At 51.2% G+C, this 17,508-nt stretch carries 17 protein-coding genes and 1 riboswitch; of the genes, 7 read left to right on the top strand and 10 right to left on the bottom strand.

What is annotated here, in order from left to right:
* Positions 1-35: 35 nt before the first annotated feature.
* Positions 36-392, top strand: a complete 357-nt coding sequence (locus VGN67_RS23540; RefSeq protein WP_327489830.1) for a VOC family protein — start codon at positions 36-38, stop codon at positions 390-392.
* Positions 389-958 carry a DNA-3-methyladenine glycosylase I gene (locus tag VGN67_RS23545; protein ID WP_327489832.1) on the top strand — a complete coding sequence of 190 codons (570 nt, stop codon included), beginning with the start codon at positions 389-391 and terminating at the stop codon, positions 956-958. The genes VGN67_RS23540 and VGN67_RS23545 overlap by 4 nt, the downstream gene beginning before the upstream one ends.
* A 26-nt stretch (positions 959-984) precedes the next feature.
* Here VGN67_RS23545 and VGN67_RS23550 read toward each other — a convergent pair whose 3' ends face one another.
* Entirely contained in the window at positions 985-1,563 is a 579-nt protein-coding gene (locus VGN67_RS23550) for a hypothetical protein (RefSeq protein ID WP_327489834.1), read from the bottom strand.
* A 159-nt stretch (positions 1,564-1,722) separates the two neighbouring features.
* On the opposite strand from VGN67_RS23550, the gene prfA reads away from it, so the two are divergent.
* Positions 1,723-2,796, top strand: coding sequence for a peptide chain release factor 1 (gene prfA, locus VGN67_RS23555; protein ID WP_327489836.1), 1,074 nt, complete (start codon positions 1,723-1,725; stop codon positions 2,794-2,796).
* Between the two features lie 72 nt (positions 2,797-2,868).
* Here the strand turns inward: prfA and VGN67_RS23560 are convergent, their stop codons facing one another.
* From VGN67_RS23560 to VGN67_RS23570, 3 genes are all read right to left on the bottom strand, one after another.
* Complete coding sequence (locus tag VGN67_RS23560; protein ID WP_327489838.1) at positions 2,869-3,429, bottom strand: thioredoxin family protein; 561 nt, start codon at positions 3,427-3,429, stop codon at positions 2,869-2,871.
* 71 nt (positions 3,430-3,500) lie between these two features.
* Entirely contained in the window at positions 3,501-5,789 is a 2,289-nt protein-coding gene (locus VGN67_RS23565; protein ID WP_327489840.1) for a PAS domain S-box protein, read from the bottom strand.
* Positions 5,790-5,910: 121 nt separating this feature from the next.
* A complete protein-coding gene (locus VGN67_RS23570) occupies positions 5,911-6,261 on the bottom strand; it encodes a n-acetylglutamate synthase (RefSeq protein WP_327489842.1) in 351 nt (116 codons plus the stop codon).
* 62 nt (positions 6,262-6,323) lie between these two features.
* Between VGN67_RS23570 and VGN67_RS23575 the strand changes: the two genes are divergently transcribed.
* Positions 6,324-6,692, top strand: coding sequence for a glyoxalase superfamily protein (locus VGN67_RS23575; protein WP_327489844.1), 369 nt, complete (start codon positions 6,324-6,326; stop codon positions 6,690-6,692).
* A gap of 449 nt (positions 6,693-7,141) precedes the next feature.
* Positions 7,142-8,320: an ATP-binding protein gene (locus VGN67_RS23580; RefSeq protein ID WP_327489846.1), complete on the top strand. Its 1,179-nt coding sequence runs from the start codon at positions 7,142-7,144 to the stop codon at positions 8,318-8,320.
* Between the two features lie 25 nt (positions 8,321-8,345).
* Here VGN67_RS23580 and VGN67_RS23585 read toward each other — a convergent pair whose 3' ends face one another.
* The 3 genes from VGN67_RS23585 to VGN67_RS23595 form a co-directional block, all read right to left on the bottom strand.
* The gene (locus tag VGN67_RS23585) at positions 8,346-9,218 is read right to left on the bottom strand and encodes a bifunctional class I SAM-dependent methyltransferase/HIT family protein (protein ID WP_327489848.1); all 873 of its coding nucleotides are present in this window, start codon (positions 9,216-9,218) and stop codon (positions 8,346-8,348) included.
* Positions 9,184-10,290, bottom strand: a complete 1,107-nt coding sequence (locus tag VGN67_RS23590) for an HNH endonuclease domain-containing protein (protein ID WP_327489850.1) — start codon at positions 10,288-10,290, stop codon at positions 9,184-9,186. Before VGN67_RS23590 ends, VGN67_RS23585 begins: the two co-directional genes overlap by 35 nt.
* 76 nt (positions 10,291-10,366) lie before the next feature.
* The gene (locus VGN67_RS23595; RefSeq protein ID WP_327489852.1) at positions 10,367-11,278 is read right to left on the bottom strand and encodes a DMT family transporter; all 912 of its coding nucleotides are present in this window, start codon (positions 11,276-11,278) and stop codon (positions 10,367-10,369) included.
* 73 nt (positions 11,279-11,351) lie between these two features.
* Positions 11,352-11,572: riboswitch (cobalamin riboswitch) on the top strand.
* A 36-nt stretch (positions 11,573-11,608) separates the two neighbouring features.
* Here VGN67_RS23595 and VGN67_RS23600 point away from each other — a divergent pair.
* Together VGN67_RS23600 and VGN67_RS23605 are read left to right on the top strand one after the other, a co-directional pair.
* Complete coding sequence (locus VGN67_RS23600; protein WP_327489854.1) at positions 11,609-13,639, top strand: TonB-dependent receptor plug domain-containing protein; 2,031 nt, start codon at positions 11,609-11,611, stop codon at positions 13,637-13,639.
* A gap of 1 nt (position 13,640) precedes the next feature.
* Complete coding sequence (locus tag VGN67_RS23605) at positions 13,641-14,729, top strand: YncE family protein (RefSeq protein WP_327489856.1); 1,089 nt, start codon at positions 13,641-13,643, stop codon at positions 14,727-14,729.
* 179 nt (positions 14,730-14,908) lie between these two features.
* Here VGN67_RS23605 and VGN67_RS23610 read toward each other — a convergent pair whose 3' ends face one another.
* The 3 genes from VGN67_RS23610 to VGN67_RS23620 all read right to left on the bottom strand — a co-directional run bounded on the left by VGN67_RS23610 (position 14,909) and on the right by VGN67_RS23620 (position 17,507).
* The gene (locus VGN67_RS23610) at positions 14,909-15,649 is read right to left on the bottom strand and encodes a hypothetical protein (protein WP_327489858.1); all 741 of its coding nucleotides are present in this window, start codon (positions 15,647-15,649) and stop codon (positions 14,909-14,911) included.
* Positions 15,650-15,822: 173 nt separating this feature from the next.
* Positions 15,823-17,181 (bottom strand): DEAD/DEAH box helicase, encoded by a 1,359-nt coding sequence (locus VGN67_RS23615; RefSeq protein ID WP_327489860.1) that lies wholly within the window; start codon positions 17,179-17,181, stop codon positions 15,823-15,825.
* Positions 17,182-17,252: 71 nt separating this feature from the next.
* The gene (locus VGN67_RS23620) at positions 17,253-17,507 is read right to left on the bottom strand and encodes a helix-turn-helix transcriptional regulator (RefSeq protein WP_327489862.1); all 255 of its coding nucleotides are present in this window, start codon (positions 17,505-17,507) and stop codon (positions 17,253-17,255) included.
* Position 17,508 lies beyond the last annotated feature (1 nt).

Here is a 17,508-nt window from a genome sequence, read left to right on the forward strand (position 1 = left end):
TTTATTATATTTATTCAACCTCAACTACCTGTTCAATGAAACCTTCCGGAATAAGAACCGTTATTTATGCCGCGCCCGATCTGGCCAAAGCCCGCGACTGGTATACCCAGGCATTTGAGCAAGCGCCTTACTTTGATGAACCTTTTTACGTTGGGTTCGACATCAACCACTATGAGCTGGGGCTGGACCCAAACATGCCGCTGCAGGAGGGAAGTACCGTAGCCTACTGGGAGGTAAAGGATATCAAGACCGATTTTGACCGCCTGCTGGCGTTGGGAGCTGCCGCCTACGATGCTCCCAACGACGTGGGTGGTGGCATTATAGTCGGGACAGTACAGGACCCCTTCGGAAATAAGATTGGCCTGATTCAAATGCCCGGATCTAACCAATGAGCTACTGCGACTACATTAACCTGAGCCCTACGCCCACCAGCGACTACCTCCTGCACAGGTACTATCATGACAATCAGTACGGCTTTCCCCTGGAAGACGATAATGAGCTGTTCGGAAGGTTGCTGCTGGAAATTAATCAGGCGGGACTGAGCTGGACGCTGATGCTACGGAAGCAGGAAGGGTTTCGTAGCGCCTACAGTAATTTTAGTATTAGCCAGGTAGCGGCCTATGCCGAAGAGGACGTGGCGCGCCTGCTCATGAACCCGGGTATTATCCGTAACCGGCTGAAGGTACAGGCGGCTATCCACAATGCCCGCGTGATTCTGGACCTGCAACAGCAGCATGGCTCCTTCAAAGCCTGGCTGGACCTGCACCATCCCGCTACCAAAGCCGACTGGCTCCGGATCTTTAAAAAAAGATTTCGTTTTGTGGGGGGAGAAATTGTAAATGAATTCCTGATGAGTACCGGCTACCTGCCCGGCGCCCACAGCCCGGGCTGCCCGGTGTACGCCAGCGTACTAGCCCAAAAACCCCGCTGGCTGGAAGTGCAGGCCGAAGGATTATAAAAGCCTGCATTATTTACTCTGTTTTCCTAGTCCAGCTTCTTGACATCTATCTTCCGGATCACGTCCTTTTTGTTGAACAGAATCCGCCACACCGCAAAAGGTACTTCCTGCTGGGTATAGCAGGTTTTGCTGATAACATTATCCGCCGGAACGGGGGCATTGTACACAAACAGCGTGTCGTTTAGGCGTTGGATGTTGTCGGACTGGGGGAGGCCCTTCTCGGCATTGTAAAGGTAAGCATCCAGTAGCTCCCGCTCTTTGGCCGTAAAGGCCGGATTCTGAATATTTGAGGGCCCCAGCAGCTCCACCTGTACGCCGTATTCTTTTTTCAACGCATCCAGTACCGGAAGCTGCTGCATATTGCCGCAAAGGGCGGTGGCTTTTTCGGGGTTTTTGGTAAGTGCTTCTGTCAGGGTCTTTTGCGAAATAGACACAATTCGTTTCCCCCAGGTATCCATCGTAGAAATCAGCTGCACGTCCGTAATCCGTTTTATTTTGGAATTCTTGATTTCTGCACTCAGCTCTTTGGTGTTTCCTACCCGTTCGTCCAGGTTGCAGCTTTGGGTCAGGAGCAGCAGCAAAAAGAGGTATGTATATCGAAGCATAGCAGTAGCGTAAAAAGTAAACCGGGTACAAATCTCGTAAACGAAACGATATATATCCTAATGGAGTTTCATAGAGAATGACATACACGGGCTACACAGGTACTTGACCGTAAAATCCGTATCTTTGCGGATTAGTAGCCCGATTGAGATATAACAACTATGCAAGACAAATTAGAAGCAATAAAAGAGCGGTTCGAAGAAGTAGCGCAGCAAATCATACAGCCCGAGGTGGTATCTGACGCCAAGCGATATTCCAAGCTTAGCAAGGAATATAAAGATCTGGAACGCATAGTAGTACAGTACCTAGCCTACCAGAAGCTCCTGAAAGACATAGCCGGAGCCAAAGAGCTTATTGCCACCGAAAAAGACGAAGACCTGCGCGAGATGGCGAAGGAGGAGCTGAACGAGCTGTTTCCCCGGAAGGAAGAAATGGAGACGGCGCTCAAAGAGCTGCTGATTCCGAAGGACCCCAACGACAGCCGCAATATTATTCTGGAAATAAGAGGAGGAACCGGCGGCGACGAAGCGGCTATCTTTGCCGGGGACCTGTTCCGGATGTACCAGCGCTTCTGCGAGCGGATGGGCTGGCGCATGACTTTAATGGACTATACCGAAGGTACCAACGGGGGCTACAAGGAGATTGTGACGAAGGTAGAGGGAGAAGACGTGTACGGCAAGCTCAAGTTTGAGTCGGGCGTACACCGTGTGCAGCGGGTACCGGCCACCGAGTCGCAGGGGCGTATCCATACGTCGGCGGCCACGGTAGCGGTACTACCCGAAGCCGAAGAGGTAGACGTAGAGATTAACATGAACGATGTGCGCGTGGATACCTTCAACTCGTCCGGAGCTGGTGGACAGTCCGTAAACACGACTTACTCGGCCGTACGCCTGACCCACATTCCGTCGGGACTGGTGGTAAGTTGCCAGGACGAACGCTCGCAGCTCAAGAACAAAGACAAAGCGCTGGGGGTACTTCGCTCGCGCTTGTACGAAATAGAACTCCGCAAGCAGAATGACGCTATCAGTTCACAGCGCAAGTCAATGGTGGGCAGCGGCGACCGCTCCGACAAGATACGTACCTACAACTACCCCCAAAGCCGCGTTACCGACCACCGCATCGGGTACACCGTGCACAACCTGCCCGCCGTCATGGAAGGCGAGGTGGGTGATTTTATTGAACAGCTGCGCATGGCCGAAAACGCCGAGCGTATGCAGGAGGGAGAAACGGTATAACGATTTTTTATAGCTTGAATATAGAAGAGGCCCGGCCGCGTTTGCGGCCGGGCCTCTTCTATATAGGGAAGTTTATTTGCTATACAACTTTGGGTAAGTCTCTGACTTATATTTCTCGAAGGGTACTTTCTGGTAATGATTATCCCCGAAAAACGTAATAACCTTGTGAAATTCCTTTGCTTTCAGATAACCGGGCAACGGCTGAATTAGCTGCATTTTTTCGTCCAGGAATACCGTAGTAGGGTAGCTGGGCTGGTTGTTGGTGAGGCCCAGGGCCAGCTGGTGAACGCCGCTTTTACCCTGCGCGATAAACTCAAACTTTTGCTGTCCCAGCGTGACCGGCGCACGCTGCTCGGCGTTGAACTTAACGGGATAGTAGTTCTTGTTGATGTACTCAATAACCCTGGCGTTGGTATAGGTTTCGCGGTCCATGACCTTGCACCAGCTGCACCAGTCGGTGTATATATCAACGAGGATTTTGCGGGGCTCCTGCTGAGTACGGGCGTAGGCCTGCTCCATGGTCAGCCACTGTATTTTATCGGCTTTGGGTAAGGCAGGCGTGTGGGGGCGAAGGGCCAGCAGGGAAGTAAGTACTATACTGGCCAGTACCAGCGCGACAGATTGAAGTTTCATAACGGATAGAGGAAAAGCTTTATGGATAATTTATAAACTAGATTTGCGCAAGAAACGTGCCCGAACCCACCTTAGCCGGTGGCGAGGTTTTTGAGTTTTTTGTTGATGGAAAAATAAAAGGTAGTCCCGTAGGGACCTGACTCCAGCCATATGTGCCCCTGGTGCCGCTCCACAATCCGTTTGCAGATAGCCAGCCCAATACCAGTACCGGAGTACTCGTCTTTCTTGTGCAGGCGCTGAAAAATAACAAATATTTTTTCGAAGTACTCTTCCTCTATCCCAATGCCGTTGTCTTTGACGTAAAATACCCATTTGCCGCCTTCTTCGGAACTACCCACCTCCACCACCGGGCGTTGGCTGGTATTGTACTTAAGGCCGTTGCCGATCAGGTTCTGAAACAGTACGTAGATCATGGCGTCTTCGCCCTTAATGTTGGGGAGGTCATGTACTATGACTTCAGCGCTTTTTTCAATAATACTTTTCTGAAAGGCTTCCACTACGCTTTGGACCAGTACCTTACTGTTAATAGGCCGTACTTCGGTATTCATGTTGCCGATGCGGGCGTACTGCAGCAGGTCCTGGATGAGGTTTTTCATGCGCTCGGCGGCGCGTTTTACCGTTAATATATAGCGGCGGCCGTTATCGTCGAGGCGGTCGCTGTACTTCTTTTCCAGTAGTTCCAGAAACATATTCACCGTTCGCAGAGGCTCCTGCAGGTCGTGCGAGGCTACGTAAGCGAAGCGTTCCAGCTCGGCATTGGATACGGCCAGGGCTTCGGCGCGCTTAGCCAGTTTCTCGTTGGCTTCCTGCAGGAGCTGCTCGGTCTGTTTCAGGCCGGTAATATCCCTGCCTTCGGGAATAAGCAGGATTACCTTCCCCTTATCATCCCAGACCGGCTTGAGAGAGAAATCAATAAAAAGCCTCTGCTCGTCCTTGCCGACTATCTGAATTTCCCGGCGGATGAATTCTCCCTGCGCGGCCTTACGAACGTCTGCCTCTATTTCTTTTTGCAGGTCATCGGAGTAGCTGAACCACGGACCTTCCCAAAGAGGTTTTCCAATGACGTCGCCTGCCCCTACACCCGCAAAAACCAGGGCCGTTTCGTTGGCTTCAATAATGGTTCCATTGGGCTCAAGAAGTCCAATGAACTGGTACATCGAATTAAAAATAGCGATAAACCGCTGTGATATCTTTGTCTCGGCTTTCTCAATCCGCTTGCGCTCCGATATATCGGTCGTGGTACCAATCATCCGCAGGGCTTGCCCCTGCGCGTCGCGCTCGACAACGCTGCCCCGGTTGAGGACCCACCGGTAGGTACCGTTTTTTTGCCGGATGCGGTGTTCGGTGCGGTAGTAGTTGTCATCGCCGGTCAGGTGCTTTTCCAGGGTACTTACTACGAGCTGTACGTCATCAGGATGAATAAGCCGGGTCCATTCGTTCATATCCAGGGTGGTATGGTTACCCGGCAGCCCTAGCAGTTGCAGGTGCTGGGGCGACATGTATATTTCCTGCGTTTGGGGTTTCCAGTCCCATACGCCTATACCGCTTCCTTCCAGCGCCAGGTGCCAGCGTTGTTCGGTTTCTTTAATGGCCTGCTCCGCTTTAATCAAACCGGTAATATCACTAAACGACACAACTACGGCGGTAGGGGTATTGGCTCCTGGTTCAAAAACAGGTTCGGAATTAATGCTGATCCAGGTGAGGCTACCGTCTATCTGGTACACGCCCATGATCACGCCCCGCAGGGCTTGGCCCGTTTGAAGAGTAATAACCGAGGGGTGCGTCTCAAAGGGAAAAGGAGAGCCGTCTTCGTGAATACAGTGCCAGCGTGGGTCAATGGGTTCGCGTCCCAGAAGCTGCTCAGACGAAAGACCGATGATGCGCTCCACCGCCGGATTGCACAGGACCAGGTCCGTATGGGTATGGACGATCATGCCTTCGGCCAGCGTACTCAGAAAGGTATTGTATTGCTCCTGCTGGTGCAGGAGTGAGTTGGCAATAACCTCCGGGTCAGAAACAACCCCAAACTGAAAGTTGTATCCCTGTACTTCTTCGTCTTTGGACCTGAGTGCGTAAAAGTTACCCGAAAGCAACACGATGCCGCCGTCGGGCAGGTGATAACTTATGCGGCCTGTCCAGCGTCCGCTTTGCCGGAGCAGGTAAAAAATTTCCTGAAAGCTGTACTCAATGGTATGAAATATAACCGACTGTTGAATATCCTTGCCAATAACTTCCTGTTCACTACCGACTTGCAGGATCCTGATAGCCGCCGGGTTGAGGCTGCTAATGGAGAAGTCTGCGTCCGTTGAGATAATTCCTTCCGAGGCGTTAAGATAGAAACACTCGTAAACGTCGTTCATGCGAAACGAGAATAATGGTACAGTGTAGGAGATACAACGAAAATAGCTGATACATAGTTTGGTCGGCACATAAGACCTGCCGCCCGTTCTCTCCCCCGTTCCGACAAAAGACTAGAGTACTTCAGGAACCTGGAGGTACCTCCTCCACCACCGACTCGCCCGCTGAGCCGTCGCCGCTGGTCCAGCGCCAGGTTTCGTGCAGGCGCAGGCGGCCGTCCGGCAGTAGCTCGGGCACAGAGCGGCATACGCCCGTCATCAACTCCCCGTTGCTATTGAAGTGTTGGTAACGCATGTCCAGTACGCCCCGCTCGTCGGCGGTGGCCAGGAGCGACCCTTTTACTATGGCGCCTCCTTCGTACTCGGCCCATACCAGGTTGCCCTGCTGGTGGTAATGAAAGACCGTCCGGGCATCCACGTCGCCGTTGTCGGTAGTGGCGCTGGACCGGAATGTTTTTTGATTGTAGTGAATCATGGGTACTATCCTGAATTTTATTTAGGTAAATTAAGGTGAAAAATACCGAACCCTCTGCTCTCATGAAAGCTAAACTGGTTATTCCCCTGATGCGTATTTTCGACGAAGCCAAAGCCCGCGCGTTTTACGTGGACTGGCTGGGATTTTCGGTAGACTGGGAGCATCGCTTCGAAGAAAACGCTCCTCTGTATATGCAGGTTTCCCATCCGGCCGGTATCACCCTGCACCTGTCTGAGCACCACGGCGACTGCACGCCCGGCAACAAGGTATTCGTAGAATTTGAAGGATTGACGGAGTATCACCAGCAGCTGATGGCTAAAAACTACCGCTACAACCGCCCCGGACTGCAGCAGGCTTTCTGGGATGCGCTCACCATGGAAGTAATCGATCCCTTTGGCAACAAAATCCTATTCAGCGAGGCTGGTGGGTGATTTAATATTAAAAAACAGATAGAATATTGGTCGTAAAACTGCTGCCATTCCGAAAAGGTGCTCTTACATTTACCATGAAAAACGAAAATCATTCTTTTGATTTTTATGGAAGTTCCACGCAGAGGTGAATCATTTTCAGCACTGGAAAAGCAGGTCAGGACAATATCCTAGATTGGATATAAAGGTACTTAGTGGTTTAGAGAAGTAAGGTTGAGCGCAAGTACTTTAGTATCTCACTTTAGAATATTCCGGATTCCGCCCGATGGATTAGAGCAGTCGCCCGTATAGCGCGGGATAAGGTGCATGGTAGCGTGGTTGATTTTTTGTCCGGTCATGTTCCCAGATCCCTCCTGTACCAAACGATAATTTATAAAAGTCCAGGGGGTGCCTGTTGTGTATCAACAAAGCTCATCCTTGCAAATCAAACGTTTTGTGTTATAATTGCAAGGATGATAGATCGAAAAGTACATGAGGAAATCGCCCGCTTGCTGGCGGAGTTCCCGGCGGTAGGCGTATTGGGACCTCGTCAGGTAGGTAAGACTACCCTGGCTCAGGAAATCGCGGCTTCCCTGAATCCGGAACCCATTTACCTGGATCTGGAAAGTCCCGCTGATTTAGCCAAATTGAAAGAGCCGGAGGCTTATTTTGAATTACATCAAGGCAAACTCATTATCCTGGATGAGATACAACGGGTACCCGAACTTTTTTCGGTTCTGCGGGGAGTCATTGACCGAAACCGTCGGCAAGGACATAAAACCGGACAGTTTTTAATTCTTGGGTCGGCTTCCCTTGATCTGATTAGGCAGTCGTCTGAATCGCTGGCCGGACGCATTGCTTATAAGGAACTGACGGGCATTACCGTTTTGGAAAGTTCCCCGAGCTATGAGCGGGACACCCTATGGCTTAGAGGCGGATTTCCGGATAGCTTGCTGGCTACCAGTGATGCCGCTAGTCTGCGCTGGCGGACAAATTTTATAAGTACTTATCTGGAACGGGACATTCCGCAACTGGGGCCACGTATACCCGCCATGACCTTGCGCCGCCTGTGGACCATGCTCGCGCATCAGCAGGGAGGGCTACTCAATATCGCTCAACTCGGAGCCAGTCTGGGAGTAGCACCCCCCACCACCCGGAGGTATATCGACTTGCTGGAAGACCTGCTGTTGATTCGTACGCTTCTTCCATGGTCAGGTAACGTAGGGAAGCGACTGGTCAAAAGCCCTAAGGTGTATATTCGTGATAGCGGACTTACCCATGCCCTGCTCAACCTCACAAGCTTGGACGATCTGTTGGGGCATCCGGTAGTAGGAGCAAGTTGGGAAGGTTTTGTGCTGGAAAATCTATTATCCTGCTTGCCCGATGGCTTCACTCCCTGGTTTTACCGCACATCGGCGGGGGCTGAGATAGACCTGGTGATTGAACAGAGCAGCCGGCACCTGTACGCTATCGAAATCAAACGCTCCCTGGCTCCGACCTTATCAAAGGGGTATCACCTGGGCTGCGAGGACACGGGTGCCACGCATCGTTATGTCGTTTATCCGGGCGAGGAGTCGTATTCGCTTTCAAAGGAGGTCAGGACAATATCTTTGTTGGATATGATGAAGGTACTTAGTGGTTTGAAGAAGTAAGGTTGAGCGCAAGTACTTGTGTATCTCACCTCAGAATATTCCGTATTCCGCCCGATGGATTAGAGCAGTCGCCCGTATAGCGCGGGATGAGGTGCAACGTAGCGTGGTTGATTTTTTGTCCGGCACTCTTACCGATATTCATTCCTACTGTAAAACCATCGGGATTATATCTTTTTTTAAGGTGTTGCTGTACAAAATTGGAAAGATGGACCATATCCTTTTGTTCTTCAAAACTTAAATCAAAATAGCCGGTTGCATGGTGCTTGGGAATAACCATCGCGTGACCTTTGGCTACGGGATACCCATCCAGTACGGCATAGCTCATCGGTGTTTCGGCCAGTAGTTCCAGTCCGGGAGTTGGTTTACAAAACGGACATTTTAATTCACTTTCTACAATCTGGTTAAAATGCCGGTACTCATAAAATTCGGTATTTTCGTTCAGGAAAATAGATTTATAAGGTAGTCTGACAAAACACTGGTAAGTAGGTTTTCCGTGTAACTGATGCGTTCGGTAACCGTCTCTTTGGATATCACGACGTACTGCAAAGAAGGCCCGGCCTGATGGTTTTAACAGGTTGGAAATCTGCATTAAAACCATGTTTTGTTCTTCCGGGAATAGTACGTTCAATACATAAAAGCAAAGGATAGTATCAAACTTTTCGGTAGGATAATCCGGAAAATAATGCGGATCATAGCCCTTCACATTAAACCCTTTATTATTCAGGAAATCTACATCTTTCCCAAAACCACAACCAAAATCCAGCACTTTACCTTCAATAAGTTTTCTTTCGAAGAGCATACGTACGGGTAGCGAAGGTATAGTACGCTCTTTTGCGGTGAGGTGGCTGTATGGATTAGATAAGTCAGCCACGGGAATCATAAATGAAAGGATACGCAAATCCCATGTTTTGGGCAATCTGGAAGTGTGGGAAAAGTTGCGTGTATAACTTTTTACTAAACATTTCTTCTGACAAACTTCTCAGATCTGTTTTGAACAAATAACTGTAATCTTCCAAAAGTTTCTCATTTTGCTTATCAAGATAAAACCTGACGGCCTTATACTGCATAGCTGAAAAGCTTTTAAAGTACCGTTCAAGAGAGGGAATAGAGTTACTCTTGGATGAATTTACAGAGATGGTGGTAGGTGTAATATTCCAGAGATGGTCGTGGGCTACATAGGACCAGGGTAGGAAATGATCCAGGCTCAGATTCTGATTAGTAATAAGCTGTCCGGAATAAATACAGCGTAAGTCTGAATGTTCATTCAGATAGTATTTCCAGAATCGATTTGCCAGTTTCAAATCACGCATTACGGGTTTTTCCAGCTTTTCCGTGAGGCCAATCACGTTTGGATTGTTTTTCTGCACAAACTTAACCAGATGCCAATGGACAAATCCGCGCAGGATAGACTGGTGTTTCTGAAAATAAGTTACCCAGGCTGGGTTTAATTCAATCGCATCCCCTACGAATCGGTACAAAACGCGCTGCGGATGGCTCTTAAACATCTCATAGCATAGTCTGGAAATAGTCGCATTGACCTGGTGGTCAGGTATCCCTTTGGTTTCGCTATTAAAGAATGGTCTGATGAATCTGTAAGGTACCCACCGATATAGTTTTTTTGCTTCCTGAGCTAGTTCAGACAAATCTTTACTGGAAAGTGAATGGTTGATCTGATTTAAAAGGCTTGGTGAATTAGGACGATTATCAATTTGTACTTTATTGGAAATATACCCGGCAATCTTCCTGAACCCATCCTGTGGTCCAAATGATAACTTATAAAAGTCTAATGGGTACCATACATTCGCCAGCATGCGTAAAGCCAGCTCTTGTTGGGTAATGACGCTTTCTCCGTTTTCTTTCAAACCATCCAGAATGGCGAGAATCCAGTAAAATTTGTACGAATTAGTCGTGTCTTTGAATACTCCTGATAAAGCTGAAATATCAAGCTCTTCGCTTTCCGGTAATTGCATAAGAAGTAATAGTTCAGGAATAGTACTAAATCTTAATGGAAGGTACCCTCAATGAATTACAAGATATAAATAAATACTACTTCCGCAAAGATACCATGACTCCGCCGCTGATGATGAGTACCATACCGATGAGGGTGGATAAGCCGGGGAAAGGGTCGCCCAGCCACAGGCCTAGGACCGATGAAAACACGATGTTGGAGTACCCGACGGCGGCTATGCGCCCGGCTTTGTCGTAGGTGAACGCTTCGGTGAGAAAGATTTGCCCACCAATGGCGATTAGCCCGAGGGCCAGTAAGCCCGCCCAATGAGCTGCTGTGGTGGGCCAGTGGAAGGTACCCAGCAGAAAATCAAGGCCGGTATGGGGGTACCAGCTACCGGCCACCATGGACATAAAGGGCATGACGATACCGGAAAGCATAAAAGAAAGTACTATAGCACGGGTGTCGTAGTAGTGGCTGAGCTGCCGGATCGACAGGTACGCGACCGCCGTCAGGAAAGCATTGCTGAGCCCGATGGCGTGGTTGCGCAGGGGCATGGTCAGGTCGGGACGAAAGATGAAAAGTACCCCGCCCAACCCCACGGCAATGGCCGTCCACTCACGGGCGGAAAGGGTTTCGCCCACGACCAGCCACGAAAGCAGCGCCAGAAATATGGGGTAGGTATACTGGTAAGTAGTAGCTGCACCGAGGCCGAGGGTCTGGACGGCGTAAAAGAACAGGTACAGGGACAGGGTACCTATTACACCCCGGAAAACAAGCAGCCCGAGCCGTCCGCCCTGCTGTTGCAGCGGCCGGTTCCATACGCTGGCGCCGACAAATACCACCCCTACCACATTCCGGAAGAAAACGATTTGCACCGTGTCAAAGTCGCGGCTGAGCCACTTGGCCAGCGCGCCCACTATCCCAAAACACACCACGGCTCCCAGCATGTACAGGATACCCTTGCGGGAGACATCGGCAGGTAAGGAATCGGAACGTATAGCGGACAATGGAAACCAGGTTTTTTGCAAAGGTAAGGGATTTTGGCCGGATCAGGATTTGGTACTTCCGGGGGCACTATGTACCTTTGAGGCAGCTTTAGGTGCCTGATGCCTCTTCGGAGGGGCTTTCAAGGCATAATAGGGAATCCCGTTCAAAACGGGAGCTGTCCCCGCAACTGTAAGTCTCATAGTAAAAAAAGCTGATTCTATTACTCTCATAGCCACTGTTACCCCTCAAAAGGAACGGGAAGGCACAGAGCCAGCGAGACAAGCCAGGAGACCTGCCCAAAGCGATCCGCAGTCACGGTTTTCGGAGGAAAAACCACGATGGCGTACCGAATGCTAATCCTTTTTATAGACCACCGTCGGGTAGCCCGTTGCTGCCGCGGAGTAGACTTGTTTAGCGTGTTCAAAGTACGACTGGTCCGGGTAAGTACATTGCTATTGGTAGCCTTACCGCTACTGACGGCCCTACCCGGCTATGCCCAACGTAGCGACGCCCAACCTGGAAAGGCCCTTACAGATTCCATAGCGTTAGAGGCCGTAACGGTACGGGGTTTTGTGCCCGAGCGTTTTATGGCGGGGCTTAAGGTACAACGTATAGATTCGGCGGTTTTACAACTGTTCCGGTTTCAGTCACTGACCGAACTGCTGGCTTTCCACACGCCCCTGGCTTTTAAGAGTTACGGGCCGGGCCAGCTCACCTCGGTTTCCTTCCGGGGTACTTCTCCCAACCATACCGCCGTACTCTGGAACGGGGTGAACATCAACCAGCCTAATCTGGGCCAAACCGACTTCTCTACCATTCCCGTAGCGGGCTTTGACCAGCTCTCGGTTCAGTACGGGGCAGCGGCCAGCGTGGTAGGTACCGACGCCGTGGGCGGGAGTATCCTGCTGGGAAGTACTCCTCAGCCGGAGCCGGGGCTTTCTCTATTGGTGGGTCGGGAGCAGGCGAGCTTCGGCAACCAGCAGACCCAACTGGGGGCCCGCTACGGTACCCGGCTAAACTCCGCCTGGGTACTTTCGGGTAAAACGCTGCTTTACGACGGCCAGATGAACAATGACTACCGGGTTAAAGAGCGCCGCGGCTCTGCCCTGGAGCCTTCCACTACCGCGCAACGGGGGCTGGTGCAGGATTTATTCTTTCAAAATACAAAAGGACAACGGCTGTCGGCTCAACTGTGGCTAACGGATAATCAGTTTACCCTTACGCCCCAAAATCTAACCTCCCGCGAGCTGACCCGCACCCAGGCGTACCGCACCCTTTTACAGTACGAAACCGGCCCCTGGACCCTGCGCACAGCCTGGATACGCGATATCATTGACTTCGGGCGGGGCGACTTTATGGAGCTGGACCACACCGAAACCGACCGCTACCTGTACCGCCTGGAGCGGGAGTTTCGGTGGAAGCTGAGGCCTCCGCAGGCATCGCTGACCCTGCGGGTAGGGGGGGAGTGGTCGCACTACCGCAGCCGGGTAGAAGGCTATGTGCTGCCGTTGCTTACCGAAAACCGGGGCGACGCTTTTGCCCTGCTGCGCTGGCAGGCTTCGCGCCGCTGGTTGGTGTCGGCCAATGTACGGCAGGCTTTCGTTACGCGCTTTGACCCGCCTCTTACACCTTCGGTGGGGGCCGAGTACCTGGTGGTGGCAGAAGAAGGACATTCGCTCAGGCTTAAGGGCTCGGTTGGTCGTAGTTACCGCGTACCTACCCTGAACGAGCGCTACTGGCGGCAACTGGGTAATCCGGACATTCGTCCCGAAAGTGGACTAAATAAGGAAATCGGGCTGGAAGAGAAGTACTCCCTGAACAGGAACCACCATATTACCGCTTCCCTGACCGCCTACCACAACCGCGTCGACGACTGGACCTACTGGAATCCGGACCGGAACTACCGCGTCGAAAATCTGCAGCTGGTGGTGGCCCGGGGCCTGGAGGCGCAAACCCGCTGGCAGGGACAATGGGGGCATTGGCTGGCCGGAAGTAACCTGCTCTACGCCTTCACCCGCACCTCGCAGGAGCGGATATACGATGCCTACGCCGTTGATGTAATCGGAAAGCAACTGGTGTATGTACCGGTACACAGTGGTACTTTTAGCAGCTACCTGCAGCGGGGTCGAAGCCGGCTAACGGGCCAGCTACAGGCAGGCAGTGAACGCTACTATACTTTCGACAATTCCAAGTCGCTGCCGGGTTATGTACTGGCCAACGTGCTGGCCGAAACTACCCTGCTGAAAGGGCCGTGGCAGGGCCGCCTGCAGGGACAGGTCCATAATGTGCTGAATACTTTTTATCTCAATGTCAAGCGCAACGCCATGCCGGGGCGCTATTATTCAATCAATTTTCTTTTAACGTATACCAATGCCAAGTAACATGAAAAACCACGTAGTAAAGAGTATAGGAGTGGCACTATTGTCGGTAGTAGTCTGGTCGTGTCAGGAAAGGGAGCCGGAACCCCAGGCGTATGACAATGGTGTGCTGGTGATGAACGCAGGTAATTTTTTTGATAATAACGGTAGTATCTCCTTCTTCCGGCGCGAGCAGTCTACCGCCGAAGGGGATGTATTTATGAAAGAAAACGGGGCTCCTCTTACCGGCGGTGTACAAGGCTACGCCGAGGCGGGCGACTACGGAATTATTCTGGTTGACAACAGTACCGCCGGACAGGACAAGGTAGAAATAATAAACCGGGGTACCTTTAAAAGAGAAGGAACCCTGGCGGCCCCCGACATCGAAAATCCACGCTCGGTGGTTATAGCAGGTACTACCAAAGCCTACGTGTCGTGCTGGGATGCTACGGGTGATTTTTCCAACTTTCTGAAGAACCCCGGCTACGTGGCCGTTATTGATTTGTCTACGCAACGGATTGTTAAAAAGATAGCCGCCCCCAAAGGCGCCGACCGCATGGTGCGGGTAGGAAACGAAGTGTACCTGGGTACCGCCGGCGAAGCCACCAGTCTGACGGTTATTGACGTAGCTACTGATGAGGTTAAAAAGAGCGTAGCCGTGGGTACTATGCCCAACCCCATTGCAGTAGATGCCAACGGTAAACTTTGGGTAGAGTCAGGAAGTAATGTGGTACGGCTTAATCCACAAACAGGTACCATCGAAGCGACAATGAAAGTAGGTAACCACCCGGTCAAGACCGCCAGCCACTTCGCCATCAGCCCCGATCTCCGTAGCTTCTACTTTGTTTACTCCTTCTATGACTCAGCCGATGGTTTTAAGCAGAAAGGAGAGGTATATCGTTTTAGTATCAACGATACCAGCATACCGGCTACTCAACCATTTGTGAGGCGCGTATTTAGCGGTCTTGCGGTTGATCCTATGCAGGGACTTGTTTACGCGGGAGTTACTCCTTCCTTTAAGCAATCCGGCTATGTACTAAGGTACCGTCCCGACGGCTCGGTAGTAGATTCGCTACGGGTAGAGATAGCGCCCTCGGGTTTTTATTTTAAATAAATAAGAGAAGCAATGAAGTAGCTGTTAGCAAGTTAGCTTATAGCTATTAGTATTTTTATAAGTACTTAATAGTACTTTTTACGCAAGTACTTACCAAAGAATGGCTATCAGTTGAGAGGCCGAAGGTACTTAATGAAGGTACTTAATAGGGTACCTGAGGCGGACAACTGGTAGCCCTTTTATTTGAAAAAGCCCTGTGGGTCGGGAAGCTTGGCGCGGAGTAATTCTAAAAACTCGAAGTTAAAAAGAGAAAAGTTGAGCTTACGCCCGTTGTGCAGGTACTCCCACGACTGCGCATAGTTGCCCCGGTAGTACTCGACAAGCGACAGGTTGTAGTGGGTCTGCGCGTAGGTGGAGTCCAGCGTTACGGCATGCTGCAGTACCCGGTCGGCTTCCTGGAGGTCTTCCGCCTCACTAACCAGCGCGTAGTGCTTCAGCTCCACGGTAGAAAGGTCAACGAGCAGCGCCACGTTATCGGGCGCGAGGTCCACTCCTTTGCGTAGCATGCGCTCCGCATCGGGGAGTTTTTCTTTCTGGTAACAAATAACCCCCAGTCCCCAGTAGGCTTCAATATTCTTGTCGTTCAGCAGGTAGGACAAATTAAACCGGTAGATTGCCGTATCGAGCTGGCCTTCCTGAAGGTACTCCCAACCCCGGGTCGCAAAAAACTGGCTGGCTTCGTCACGGCTGCCGAACGTTTTATCGACGTCGCTCAGGAAGCGGATTTCTTCTTCGATTTGAGCCGATGTTTTGCTTACTTCACCAAACAGGGGCAGCACGTGGCGCTCAGCCAGCGTCAGAGAGCGGGTACTGGATACGTTGGTATCCGGGGAGTGTCCGTTGCGGGCCAGTTGAACACTCTGAGCCAGCACCCCGAAGGGCAACAAGTAAGCCAGCAAAATACCTAAGTGAAGCTTCATTGTAAGTTGTAAAACAGAACAGACTGTTCGTTCGACTAAAAACGCTGCCCTGTTGGCTAATATTGTGTATAGTGCGTAAGGGTAAGGCCAGCCAGATTCCGGGTAAGGATAGCCTGGCTGCCGCCTAACAAAAATACGTAATTAGCGGATATTCAATAGCATTCAGCCAGATATTATCGCCGCGATCCTTTTTTGGAGCCGCCCCTTGGCCCGTTCTTTTTCCTGTTTCCGCTTTTGGATGCGCCTGTTTTACCGGCGTTGGAAAAAAAGCGCTTCTTTTTCTCGTGAAAGGCTCCCTGGAAAGTAGGGTCTTCACGCCGTTTCTGGTTATCAATCTCACGCAGCATAGCCTGCTTTTCTTCCGCGGGCGTAGAAGCTATTTCTACCGCTTCGGGGAAGGGCGCGCGGGGTATCTCCATCCTGATCATGTTTTCTATTTTCCCGATGTGGTACTCGTCGGCCATGGTCATAAACGTAATGGCTTCGCCCGCGTGGTTGGCCCGGCCCGTTCGCCCGATCCGGTGTACGTAGTCTTCGTAAATGAGGGGTACGTCAAAGTTGATAACGTGGCTTACCTCCGTGACGTCAATACCCCGCGAGGCTACGTCGGTAGCTACCAGTACCCGCACGTTTCCTTCCTTAAAGGCTTCCATAGCATTGATACGGGTATTCTGTCCTTTGTTGGCATGGATAACTCTTATAGCTCCTTCGGCCACTACCTTCCGTTCCAGAAATTTAAATACGTTATCGGCTATCTCTTTGCTGCGGGTAAAGATCAGTACCCTGCTAAATCGCTCCTCGTCCTGCAGCAGGTAGGTCAGCAGGTTAATCTTGGTGCGGTTGTTAGGTACTTCGTACAGGCGCTGCGTCACCATTTCGGCCGTGGTAGCGGAGGGCGTTACCTCCACCCGCATCGGAAATTCCAGAAATTCGTAGGAAAGGCGCTCGACCCTTTCCGAAAAGGTAGCCGAAAAAAGCAGGTTTTGCCGCTTGCGCGGGATGACTTCCAGGATACTCCGGATTTGTGGCATAAAGCCCATATCCATCATCTTATCGGCTTCGTCGAGTACCATGGTATTGATATGCTTTAGAACGATCTCGCCTTTGAGGTAAATGTCCAGAAACCGGCGCGGGGTACTGACCAGAATATCTACGCCCTGCTGTACTCCCTCAATCTGTGACTTAGGCCCCAAACCTCCGTAGAGCGACACGGTGCGTATGTCGGTATAGCGACTTAGTTGCCCGATGGCCTCGGCTATCTGCATTACCAGTTCACGGGTAGGAGCGAGTATAAGTGCCCGCGGGTGCTGTCCCTGGGCGAATTTGATCTTCATGAGCAGCGGCAGTACAAAGGCTGCTGTCTTGCCGGTACCCGTTTGAGCAATGCCTAGTACATCATGTCCAGCCAGGGCCAGTGGCAGCGCCTGCTCCTGAATAGGGGTAGGCTGGGTATAACCGGCTTCTTCAATGGCATTGAGCAGCTGGCGGTTGAGTTTGAACTGCTCAAAAGGGTTGGTTGGTGTTTCTTCCATTTCACAAAGGTACGAAAATGGTCCGACGTCCAAGATTTCCGCGCGGCTAGGGTAGAAGTACTACTGCTGAGTCAGGAGGTGGTACCTACCCGGTCTGGCGAGACCCGGTCTGGCAGGACTTTATCGGGTACGTATTCCAGTACATCGCCCGGCTGGCAGTCCAAGGCCGCGCAAATGGCCTCCAGCGTTGAAAAGCGAATGGCTTTGGCTTTGCCGGTTTTCAGAATGGATAGATTGGCCATGGTAATATCTACTTTTTCGGCCAGCTCGGTCAGGGACATTTTGCGCCGGGCCATCATCACATCTACATTGACTACTATGGCCATC

Origin of the sequence: Telluribacter sp. (genome assembly GCF_035998675.1) — a bacterium.
Lineage (GTDB): Bacteria > Bacteroidota > Bacteroidia > Cytophagales > Spirosomataceae > Telluribacter.

Coding starts and splice junctions, on each gene's coding strand:
- VGN67_RS23565 (WP_327489840.1), bottom strand. CDS start 5,789: ATGAACGACGTTTACGAGTGTTTCTATCTTAACGCCTCGGAAGGAATT.
- VGN67_RS23610 (WP_327489858.1), bottom strand. CDS start 15,649: ATGAAGCTTCACTTAGGTATTTTGCTGGCTTACTTGTTGCCCTTCGGG.
- VGN67_RS23540 (WP_327489830.1), top strand. CDS start 36: ATGAAACCTTCCGGAATAAGAACCGTTATTTATGCCGCGCCCGATCTG.
- VGN67_RS23550 (WP_327489834.1), bottom strand. CDS start 1,563: ATGCTTCGATATACATACCTCTTTTTGCTGCTGCTCCTGACCCAAAGC.
- VGN67_RS23580 (WP_327489846.1), top strand. CDS start 7,142: ATGATAGATCGAAAAGTACATGAGGAAATCGCCCGCTTGCTGGCGGAG.
- VGN67_RS23575 (WP_327489844.1), top strand. CDS start 6,324: ATGAAAGCTAAACTGGTTATTCCCCTGATGCGTATTTTCGACGAAGCC.
- VGN67_RS23620 (WP_327489862.1), bottom strand. CDS start 17,507: ATGGCCATAGTAGTCAATGTAGATGTGATGATGGCCCGGCGCAAAATG.
- VGN67_RS23545 (WP_327489832.1), top strand. CDS start 389: ATGAGCTACTGCGACTACATTAACCTGAGCCCTACGCCCACCAGCGAC.
- VGN67_RS23570 (WP_327489842.1), bottom strand. CDS start 6,261: ATGATTCACTACAATCAAAAAACATTCCGGTCCAGCGCCACTACCGAC.
- VGN67_RS23590 (WP_327489850.1), bottom strand. CDS start 10,290: ATGCAATTACCGGAAAGCGAAGAGCTTGATATTTCAGCTTTATCAGGA.
- prfA (WP_327489836.1), top strand. CDS start 1,723: ATGCAAGACAAATTAGAAGCAATAAAAGAGCGGTTCGAAGAAGTAGCG.
- VGN67_RS23605 (WP_327489856.1), top strand. CDS start 13,641: ATGAAAAACCACGTAGTAAAGAGTATAGGAGTGGCACTATTGTCGGTA.
- VGN67_RS23615 (WP_327489860.1), bottom strand. CDS start 17,181: ATGGAAGAAACACCAACCAACCCTTTTGAGCAGTTCAAACTCAACCGC.
- VGN67_RS23560 (WP_327489838.1), bottom strand. CDS start 3,429: ATGAAACTTCAATCTGTCGCGCTGGTACTGGCCAGTATAGTACTTACT.
- VGN67_RS23600 (WP_327489854.1), top strand. CDS start 11,609: ATGCTAATCCTTTTTATAGACCACCGTCGGGTAGCCCGTTGCTGCCGC.